We start from the raw sequence: 9,232 nt of genomic DNA, 5'->3' as shown, positions 1-9,232 counted from the left end.
GCATCCTGCTTTTGTCGAGCAGCCTGGTCGTCCTGCTCGATCTGTTCGACCTGGTGCTTTTGTTGCGCACTCGCCAAAGCGTCATGAATCATCTTTTTGCGGTCAACTTCAAGCAGCACAGCGCGTTCGTGTGTTGATTCTGTGGCCTTAGCAGCATCCTGGTGCAGCTGCGTGCGCGTATAAGCGCGCCCAGGACGATAAATATCAATGCCTGTCCGTGTGCCCAGGACTGCTTTAAATATTGACCCGACACTATCAGCTAGCAGTTTGTCATGCCCTGGTGGTAGCTGATGATTTGCCCATCTTTGCTTAGCTGCTGCAATTGCTTGTTGCTCCAGACGCTGCGCCTGGGCTTTAAATTGTTGCTGGAAAAACCTAACAACTGGATCATCAGTTTGCGCAATTGCAACGTCTGAAGCTTCAACGCCTGAGCCAATAGTTGCTTGCTGATAGCTTTCTATCGCGCCGCTATTACTGCTAATAAAATCATCAATACCAGACTTAAGATCTGGAATATCCTCAGCTGCTTTGTCGACAGCATCAATTGAGTCTGTGTATTCTCTAAACTCTCCGTCAAGTTCTGAACCTTCCCTTTCAACTCCTTTATCGCTGCTTTCGTCTCGATCAACATATTTTTCTGTTTCTCGGAAACGACTTTCAACCCGCTGAGTTCTTTCTTCAATGACTCTTTCGAATTCGACTCCAATTCGTTCAGCTGTAGGCTTTTCTTTCTCGTAAAGATCCCTTGTGCTGAACGCAGATTCTCCAAATTGACTTTTGTCATATATACCGCCCCTAAATCGCATGGCTTTTTGATCATCAGCAAACTTTACTGATATATAATCATCAGCACTTCTTGTTATGGTTCCGCCTGCTTGCTTGAAATACTCTTCAATATCCTCACGACAGTTGATGTGGCCGCTTATAACCAAATCAGCGACAAACTTATGCACAGCCTTCTTTGTGCTTGACTCCTTGTCAAACTTACTGATTTTAATATCTCTTGCTACAGATAAATCACGAGGGTTTTGAAGCCCAAACTTAATACATGCGCTATCTATATAATAGTCGTTTTGCTCGCGAAATTTTTTATCTGCGCCCTTTCCACGTTTGCCGTCGTAATTTGGCTCAAAAGGATTCCAATACTTGCCAGTTTCCAAGTGAACGCGTGGAATCGCGTAGTGAATCTCTAACCTCCCTGTATGCGTATGTTCGACGGCTAACATATTACGGCAATCATCCGCAATCCCAGCGAATGCAAAATCCTTGAAGTCTTGCAATATTTCATCCTTAAGGCCCGGCGTAGAATTGATAAGCGCTGTTTCTTCAGGGCTAAAGCTTAATACTCCAGACGTATACCGATTTTTAAAATTAAGCCCGTTACAGGCTTGAACAAATGACTTAGGATCTCCCTCTAAAACAACCGGCGCAGGATCTCTTTCTTCCCACTTCTTATCTTCCTCGTTGAAGTATTTATCCTGGGTTAGATAATCTGTGGCCTTCTTAGGGCTAGCGGTGTATTTAGATAGACCATTAATCATTTCGCGGCTTCCCCCTTTTCGGTTGCAAGCTATTTGCCTTTTTCGTTATAAGCCGCAGGTCTTCGCGAAGTTCATTAAGCCTGATCAATATAAGGTCTGATCTTGCATCTTGCCGGTACTTATTTGCGTGTCTGGCAAGCATGTTTATATTGGAATTCAACCGACCAGACCACGCATTCAGTTCACGCAGCTCTGGCCGCAGGTCGTCTATTGCAGTGACCACTTCACCACTTTCGATCAATGCCGCTACAAAGCGGCTAAGGCTCATTCCTGCGGCCTTTGCGTTGCGCCTGGCCTTAGCATTCGTCGCGCTCGATATGAGTGTGTGTAGCTGCACCCAGGCGCGTTCTTTCACTTTCGACATATGTCCACCTTCTGAGTGTGGTTGGTTTTTTCTGCTTTTGACCTTAGGGGTCTGGGGGAACCCCAGCAGGATTCAAGGACAGAGTCCTTGACAAGGCACGAAGTTGTCGTAGACAACTTCGTGAGGAGCCTTGTTTGCTCTTATTCCACGCCTTCAGCACACACACTTTCAAGTTTTATTTTCCGGCGCACACATATATAGTGACCATACATAACAAAAAGGAAAGTCAATTATGAGAGCGCCTAAAGTCACTGTTTCCTTGATTTTGCTGGTACTTTCTCAAGTTTCCTTTGCTGACATGCTTGTTAGTGATGAAGCCTCTTTCAAACAAAAATATTTCGATAATTTCAACAGGACAGTGGAAGCAGGTAAGAATTTTGTACTGAATGCAGCTCAATTGGAGGCAATCGGCAATACAGCTGAAATGAGCGTCGACGCTATCAATAACGGATTTGCGAACGCCACAGCGCGCCTCGACAAAGGCAAAGAGGAACGGCAGAACCTGGAGCAATTAGAACGCTCACAGCCAGCCCAGGACGCTTGCAGCACTCTAGCTGTATCTGCTGGGCTAAATGATGCTGCATGCTCTGAGGTTGTCCAGGCAGAAGAGTTGTCTAGGGATAGAGCACGCAGGTACTCAACTGCAACGGGTGGCGGGATATTTGCGAGCAAGGCTACGGACGTGCAAGACGTCAACGCTGAAAACAACAGGATTGCAATTGAAGTCATGGCCAAATGCGATGCCCTGGGCGGAAAGTGCATAGACCCTAAACTCTGGTTTACCGATTCGCCGTTGACCGTTGATGAGTACAAGGCTTTGCAGCTGCAAAACGACCTTGCTGCAAACATACACATACGCACGCCATACGTTGCACAGCTCAAGCCTGGGAGTCCTGAGCACGACAGAGCTATATTAGAAGACATAAGGCGTGAGAATGCGCGAGAACAAGCAAGGGACTCGCTAAACACCCTGCAAGTTATTTCGCACGGCACTTTAATTGATGGCAAGCGCGAACCTGGCCGAGTAGAACAGTACGCAAAATATAGCGGGTCACGACTAGGTAGTGAGCAATGGTTATGTCAAGTAACTAATTCATGCGCTGATTTCTACATGCCCCCGGCAGAAGCTCAGAGAAGATCAGCAGAAATTCAGGCAGTAGCCACTTCCCTAGCAATGGATCAATACAAATCAGATTTACGTAAAGAAGCTCTATTGCAAAGTGCATTGCTCCAGGCCGTAAATAAAGAAGAATCAAAATAATAAGAGAGGCTACACAATGAGCGATTTTAAAAGATTGTCACAACAAGACAAAGTTACGCTTATACAAGCACACGAAAACATCAAGGAAGATGAATTAACTGACAAGTTTAATGAAGGCGTTGAAAAGCTTGAGGGTTTCCCAAGTAGCAGGGAGTTTATTTTGGTTTCAAAACCCGAAGTTACAGACAGGGTCTGGAACTCACTTGTTAAATCAAGAATCGGTAAAGTGATTGATTTTGAAAACGGAGATTCCGAGCCAGAATATAGAAAAGGAATAGTTGTCGAAAAAAACCTTCTTGAGGCATTCATGCAATTCATTGCAGAAATTCTTCAAAAGATATTTGGAGGTTTGTCAGGTGGAAAAGGGAATGAAGCAGACGACGATAGAGCCCCCGGAAAGCCCCGCAGGAAGCGTGACACAGAAGATGCGTATGAACGCCGCTAACCCCTCCCCTTCTCGCCCAGGAGCAACACCGCTATGAAATTTAACCTTGCCATAACCTCGGCTGTGATTGCCGCCGCGTCGACGATGTCTCACGCAAATGCGAGCGTTAACGTGGTGTCGTCTAAAGCGTCGATTGATGCCAAAAACGCAGCCAAGGCGCTGCTTGATAAGCACGATCTGTCGTACCTGGTTCACTCAAATATTGAGGGCCTGGCCGTAGCAATGAAGCTCGATGACAAGCCGCTGAAAATCGACATGCGCACGCTTGTAGCTGCGATTGAAGGGGCCGACTCGACGACTCTAAACATCTACGATCCAAGCAAAGTTATGGGCTGCTACAGCAACTGCTATACGAACTGCCACGGATCCAGGAGCTGGAGATAGTCAGGATGGGCCGCATGGATGTGGCCACGCGCAGCGGATGCGCATGAGCGCCTTGGAGCCATAGCCGCCGCCCACCTTCGGCGGAACGGCAAAGAGGCGAACTCCCCAGCCCGGCCCTGCCGGGCTTTTTATCTACCACAACATACTGACATAAAACAATCAGTATATACCGACAGAAAATCATAGGCATATCTGTGTTTTTTCTATCGGTATATACCGATAGATAACAGGGTCGTTATATTCTCTTGACATTTATGAATTATGAATTATGATTAATGAATTCATAACTCATTGAGGTTGGCTTGATGATTGTCATTGTAGGCTGTAACAAAGGCGGGGCTAGCAAGACCACTACCGCGACGAACATAGCTGTAGCGCTTGCTAAGAGCGGTAAAGAGGTCTGCTTAGTCGATGCAGACCCACAGCGAACATCGGCAAAATGGCACGCTGAGCGTGAAGTTGGAGACAAAAAACCGTCTATCACCCTCATAGAAAAGCGCGACAACATAGCATCGACGCTGCGCAGCCTTGATGAAAAATTTGAGTATGTCATTGTCGATGTTGCCGGTAGAAACAGCCGGGAGCTGATCACCGGTGCGACCGTTGCACACAAAATCTTGGCTCCGCATCAGTGCTCCCAGTTTGACCTCGATACGCTTGAAGAACTGCAAGAACAGGTGATCAAGATCCGCGACCTTAATCCCGGCCTAGTCGTGCAGATCTACCACGCGATGGCGTCAACAAATGCGAGCGTCAAAGCTAAAGAGAGGTCGGAATTCCTCGGGTATTTGGGGGAGTTCCCGGAGTTCCAGGTTCTCGATGCTGTCGGCTTCAACAGAAAGGCATACAAGGACGCTGCCGCCGAGGGGCTATCTGTGATCGAGGTCGGCAATCAAGCCGCTGCTGATGAGGTCTACGCACTGGTAGGGGAGGTGTTCAATGGTGAAGCTTAAGAGTCAATCAGCGGCAGGACGCGCACAAGCGACTCCCGATCAAATCGAAAAGCTTGCAAGTGAATTAGCCGAAAAAGATTACGGCAGGCCAAAAGAAAAAACTCAAGAGCTAGATAAAAAATCACAAGCAATTGGCATAAGCTTACCGCCAAGCATGATTGAAAATCTTCAAGATGCAGCCATGAAGAACAAACGTGGAGGGGCAGGACAGAAGACAGTGAGCGGCATTATTCGCGAGCTTCTGGAAAAAGCAGGATATTAATTCATAATTATGAAATCATGATTATTAATTCATAACAGGGGCTTCATGCCCCTTTTTGCTGCGTGTTATTCCGGTTTTGGCTTGGCGTATCCCGCCTTGCGCAGGGCACTCCGGGTAGCGTCCAGTTCGGCCCACATATCGTTAGCCTGCTCGACTGTTAAAGCCCCTTTATCGGACGTGCTCAAAGCTTCCCTAAAGCGTTTAAGCCTTGTCGCGCAATATTCCAAGGCAAATACCTTGTCTCTCTCATCTGCTTTATCAGAGCACTCTTTGAAGAACGCCTTTAGCTGCTCTGCCTCTTTCTCTGTCAGTAAATCAGCAAGATCCTGGGAAATGCTCAGGCTACCCGTGGGGAAGCTACCGATCATTTTTTCGACGCCGCGCTTTTTGGTTTCGTCGTAGATTGTGCGTACAAGCTGCGTCATTTTTGAGCGTTCACGAATTTGCATTTTGGCAGTCTCCTCGTCGTCTGCATAAAATCATAATACAATAACATACCGACAAAATCAACAAGGTATACATTTATTTTATATATCGGCATGCGGAACAAAAATCTATCGGTATGCCGACATACATTCTGTGAGCATGCCTGTATTTTGATAATCGGTATATGGAGGCAGCTGGCAGGAGGTGGGCAAAGCCCGCCGGATGACAGGTGCCTGCCGCCGGCAGGCGACTTTGCTTTGCTGTGCTTTGCATGGGGCTCGTGCGCAGCGCAGCGAGCATTTGCCGCGCAGCGGCGGCTACGAGGAGAGGAAGTGGCTAAAGGCCATGCGGAGTTCGCATAAGGGAGTTATTGTTAAATTGAATCCTACATTTTGCCGTATTATGCAAAACGAATTGCTATAGAGTATGCCTACAGTATACTGTAAAATGTCATTGCAGAACCTTATGGTCTGTAATAGTGTGTGCGCATCAACCACACACACAGGACGGAGTGACCGATGCAGCAAGCAGCCCAACAACAGGAAGTAAATGAGATTGTAATCAGCAAGCCGCATGCACTTATGGACGATCTTGAGCGCATCGAGTACCTGGCAGACAGCCTCGATGCGTACATTGCATGTCCGTATCCACGCTTGAAGCTGCTCGCATGGGTCGCCGCTGAACTCGTCCAGGGTAAACACACTGACAGTGCAAGCCTGGACAACGCCTATGAAGACTGGATTTCAAACGATGCCGACTCAGACGCTTGATCAAAAAACCATTGCCTTGCTCGTGAGCACAGGTGGACTGCGCGAGGTACGAGCCGTTCGCGAGGGCCCTGCGTGGGCTTTGCAATGCCGAATCGGGCAAGACTGGCTAGCAGTGCGCAGTGCACGCCAGGAGTTGCGCCTGTGGAGCTCCCTGGACACGTTAGAGCGCTTCTGCGTCGCTGCTGGTGTCAGGCAACTGACCATCGAGCTTTGACGCCCTGGAGAACCTCACTGCACGTCATCCGGGGTCACAGAAAGCCCCGGAAAATCACGCGCATTCATCAAATTTGATTGACATAGTTGTTATGCAAGGCGATTATTGTAGACAGGGCTCTTACAGAGCAGGGGTATTGAGCATCACGGCGAAATTGGCTCAATACTGTGGATGTGCAAGGCTCGCCGGCCTTGTGGTAGCGGCAACCGGCAACAGTGGTTGGCTTTCGACCCCTTTCAGGAATTCGTTTCTGGACGTGCTAAGCGAGCGCTGCGACTACCAGCCCTAGAAATTGCACAAAAAGGCGCCCTTAGGGCGCCTTTTTTGCTTTCAGCGTGCCTACGGTCATGGCCGTGCGGTTCGTGTACGTCCTGAACACGGTCACGACTGAATAATAATTCGTATCCTCCGCGTCCCGTTGTGGGGACAAGATCACACACCCCCTCCTACCTCGAACGAGTGTCAGTCGATAACCGTCTGGAGTCTCGTAAAACTCGCACATGATTTGCGCACCAGGTGTAATGACCGCTGCGACAAATGCGGGGATGTCATGAATCGTCTTGCAGCCCCACCTGGGCAGCTCATGACCGTGACCTGTCCAGATATGATTAACCCCAAATCCCTTGTTCACCCCAATGTGCTTACCGACCTTGAGATAGATCTCACCACCGGGAAGGGTCAGGTTTCGACTTGTGTACTCGTTGATGTATCCATAGCTCAGAAGCCCCGTCTGTGGATGCGGAACCATGGTTTCTTTGTCCAAGCTTGCATAGCAAAGCGGGACAGGAACGGGGGGTGACAGTGATGACAAGACGACTCGTCCCTAAACGTGAAACAGCGCAGATCCCATGCGGGTAGGCCACTATTGTGACACGTCTAAAAAGGAACGTGACGAACAGCCTGGCACAACCGATCTGACAGGATGATGCATGCACCAGGTCAAAACTGTGGCACTCGCACTCCTAATGCATACAGCCTGTTTTTCTCTTTCTGTTTGAGCACTAACAGCTATGTGGAGAACCCTTGATGCTAAGGGCTGGAGTAGCACACCTAAGGCAAAAGCGCCCCTTACGGGGCTGCTATCTGATATAGGCTTTTTGTGGGTAGTGGCAAGCCCGGAAACAAAGGGGTTGGGAATGAATGGGCTGTGCAACCCAGGAAAAGGCAAAAGCGCCCCTTACGGGGCTGCTATCTGATATAGGCTTTTTGTGGGTTTCGTCAAATATCCGTGGAGGCCCGTTTTAGCCAGTTGCCTATGGTTTGCTGAGAGATACCTGTCTCGCGTGCAATAGCCCCTTGAGACATGCCTGAGGCCTTCATCTCGACGACCTTGGGTAACCACTCGTCTCGACGCTTGGCGCCCTTCTTCTGGCCTCTGACGGCCTGTATGGCCGGTGCATGGGTACGCTCAATCAGTGCTTGTCGTTCGCGTGGACTAAAGCGCTTCCACACCCATTTGCCGACGCTCTTGGCGATCTGATTGACCTCCTTGTACGGCAGTGGCTCTGCAAACAGGTTTAGAGAGTGTGCGTGGTCTTTCACAGCAGCTAACCAAGCAGACTCGCCATTCGGACGCCAGTAGCCTGTCACAGCTTTGTAGGCCCAAAAACGCAGACCGTCGAAGACATTGCAGTTACGAGCAAGCCCAGAAAATTCGCGTACCACATCGCAGTTTGCTGCCTTCGTGGTCAGGTCTAAATGGCTAGCAAGATCTGCAAGCGAGTACGGCACGGCGTGGCTAATGATCGTCTGCCAGTGCTTATGGATTGGGTTCTTGATAATCAGCCCGGAGTAACCCACATCAGCATCGAGCTCGTGTCTAATTGCACGTTCGATAGCTTCTAGATAGCGCAATGGCGCAAGCCTGGCCGCGCTAGTCGTGCAGACAGCGCTCTCTAACACGTACAGGTAATGTGCGTGTCCGTTTTCAGGGTTTTTGATGACAAAGCTAGGGCGTGGTGCGTTGCTGTCGATCCACGCTGCACCGGCATCGGGGCGATCTACGTCAAAAGCCAGATAGCTTTGCATGCCTGGTCTGTTCGGCTGTATGTACCGCATCGCTAGAGCTGTCTCTAGCGGACGAATCATCAGTCCCGACTCAAGATCGTTTGAGCAGTAGGGCTTACGTGGAAGTCGATCCTCAGCGAAAAGATCGAATGCTAGTTGTTGCATGGCCACCACCTGCCCAGCCCGAAGGCTGGACGGTGGCGGAGCCGTCTTGATAACGTGCAGGAATTCTGCATATACTGATCTCGGTTACGGGGGTCTTGTCTGCGCGCTCCGCCACAGAATGAGCAGGCAAGACCCTGAGCCATTTTTGAATTTTTAGGCCTCGCATATGCGGGGCTTTTTTGTATCTGTTCCTTCGATTCCGAATCTGATTGCCAAGGGGCTCGTCGTGGCCCGTATTTTTGGCTTAGCAATCCAAGTGTTATAGCAAAAATCTAAAGCGCTACGCTAGACACTCCTGTGTTGATCTCATGGTCTGCCTTTCGATTTCCCTGCAATTCCAAGGTTTTTGGAACGAAAAAATTTAACGTCCTCTGGGACTAGGGCCGCTGTCGTCGCCGTCGAGGTCGTGGCCGTTTCGCTTCCAGCTCGGAACATAACCC

10 protein-coding genes are annotated in these 9,232 nt (G+C 49.3%); 6 read left to right on the top strand and 4 right to left on the bottom strand.

The window, feature by feature from the left end; all coding sequences use genetic code 11:
- Together DYL59_RS30775 and DYL59_RS30770 are read right to left on the bottom strand one after the other, a co-directional pair.
- Positions 1-1,541, bottom strand: a 1,541-nt coding sequence (locus DYL59_RS30775; RefSeq protein WP_135292553.1) for a relaxase family protein, incomplete at its 3' end; no start/stop codon positions are given.
- Positions 1,534-1,905: a plasmid mobilization protein gene (locus DYL59_RS30770; RefSeq protein WP_135292552.1), complete on the bottom strand. Its 372-nt coding sequence runs from the start codon at positions 1,903-1,905 to the stop codon at positions 1,534-1,536. The genes DYL59_RS30770 and DYL59_RS30775, both read right to left, overlap by 8 nt.
- 232 nt (positions 1,906-2,137) lie before the next feature.
- Here DYL59_RS30770 and DYL59_RS30765 point away from each other — a divergent pair, with 232 nt between their 5' ends.
- The 5 genes from DYL59_RS30765 to DYL59_RS30745 all read left to right on the top strand — a co-directional run bounded on the left by DYL59_RS30765 (position 2,138) and on the right by DYL59_RS30745 (position 5,210).
- A complete protein-coding gene (locus DYL59_RS30765; RefSeq protein ID WP_135292551.1) occupies positions 2,138-3,166 on the top strand; it encodes a hypothetical protein in 1,029 nt (342 codons plus the stop codon).
- Positions 3,167-3,182: 16 nt separating this feature from the next.
- Positions 3,183-3,611: a hypothetical protein gene (locus tag DYL59_RS30760; RefSeq protein WP_135292550.1), complete on the top strand. Its 429-nt coding sequence runs from the start codon at positions 3,183-3,185 to the stop codon at positions 3,609-3,611.
- 33 nt (positions 3,612-3,644) lie between these two features.
- Positions 3,645-3,995: a hypothetical protein gene (locus DYL59_RS30755; RefSeq protein WP_135292549.1), complete on the top strand. Its 351-nt coding sequence runs from the start codon at positions 3,645-3,647 to the stop codon at positions 3,993-3,995.
- A gap of 305 nt (positions 3,996-4,300) precedes the next feature.
- A complete protein-coding gene (locus DYL59_RS30750; protein ID WP_135292548.1) occupies positions 4,301-4,948 on the top strand; it encodes an AAA family ATPase in 648 nt (215 codons plus the stop codon).
- Positions 4,935-5,210, top strand: coding sequence for a hypothetical protein (locus DYL59_RS30745; protein ID WP_135292547.1), 276 nt, complete (start codon positions 4,935-4,937; stop codon positions 5,208-5,210). Before DYL59_RS30750 ends, DYL59_RS30745 begins: the two co-directional genes overlap by 14 nt.
- A gap of 65 nt (positions 5,211-5,275) precedes the next feature.
- Here the strand turns inward: DYL59_RS30745 and DYL59_RS30740 are convergent, their stop codons facing one another.
- Entirely contained in the window at positions 5,276-5,659 is a 384-nt protein-coding gene (locus tag DYL59_RS30740) for a hypothetical protein (RefSeq protein WP_135292546.1), read from the bottom strand.
- Positions 5,660-6,154: 495 nt separating this feature from the next.
- Here DYL59_RS30740 and DYL59_RS30735 point away from each other — a divergent pair, with 495 nt between their 5' ends.
- Positions 6,155-6,406: a hypothetical protein gene (locus DYL59_RS30735; protein WP_135292545.1), complete on the top strand. Its 252-nt coding sequence runs from the start codon at positions 6,155-6,157 to the stop codon at positions 6,404-6,406.
- Between the two features lie 1,432 nt (positions 6,407-7,838).
- Here the strand turns inward: DYL59_RS30735 and DYL59_RS30720 are convergent.
- The gene (locus DYL59_RS30720) at positions 7,839-8,708 is read right to left on the bottom strand and encodes a replication initiation protein (protein ID WP_272948909.1); all 870 of its coding nucleotides are present in this window, start codon (positions 8,706-8,708) and stop codon (positions 7,839-7,841) included.
- Between the last annotated feature and the right edge of the window lie 524 nt (positions 8,709-9,232).

It is taken from the genome of Pseudomonas kairouanensis (assembly GCF_004682055.1).
Lineage (GTDB): Bacteria > Pseudomonadota > Gammaproteobacteria > Pseudomonadales > Pseudomonadaceae > Aquipseudomonas > Aquipseudomonas kairouanensis.
The sequence above is the reverse complement of the archived record's forward strand: the minus strand, read 5'-3'. Positions and strand labels throughout refer to the sequence as shown.

What these genes read in the sequence shown, in the direction of transcription:
- DYL59_RS30750 (WP_135292548.1), top strand. Translation starts at nt 4,301, where the DNA reads ATGATTGTCATTGTAGGCTGTAACAAAGGCGGGGCTAGCAAGACCACT.
- DYL59_RS30755 (WP_135292549.1), top strand. Translation starts at nt 3,645, where the DNA reads ATGAAATTTAACCTTGCCATAACCTCGGCTGTGATTGCCGCCGCGTCG.
- DYL59_RS30740 (WP_135292546.1), bottom strand. Translation starts at nt 5,659, where the DNA reads ATGCAAATTCGTGAACGCTCAAAAATGACGCAGCTTGTACGCACAATC.
- DYL59_RS30735 (WP_135292545.1), top strand. Translation starts at nt 6,155, where the DNA reads ATGCAGCAAGCAGCCCAACAACAGGAAGTAAATGAGATTGTAATCAGC.
- DYL59_RS30765 (WP_135292551.1), top strand. Translation starts at nt 2,138, where the DNA reads ATGAGAGCGCCTAAAGTCACTGTTTCCTTGATTTTGCTGGTACTTTCT.
- DYL59_RS30760 (WP_135292550.1), top strand. Translation starts at nt 3,183, where the DNA reads ATGAGCGATTTTAAAAGATTGTCACAACAAGACAAAGTTACGCTTATA.
- DYL59_RS30770 (WP_135292552.1), bottom strand. Translation starts at nt 1,905, where the DNA reads ATGTCGAAAGTGAAAGAACGCGCCTGGGTGCAGCTACACACACTCATA.
- DYL59_RS30720 (WP_272948909.1), bottom strand. Translation starts at nt 8,708, where the DNA reads ATGATTCGTCCGCTAGAGACAGCTCTAGCGATGCGGTACATACAGCCG.
- DYL59_RS30745 (WP_135292547.1), top strand. Translation starts at nt 4,935, where the DNA reads ATGGTGAAGCTTAAGAGTCAATCAGCGGCAGGACGCGCACAAGCGACT.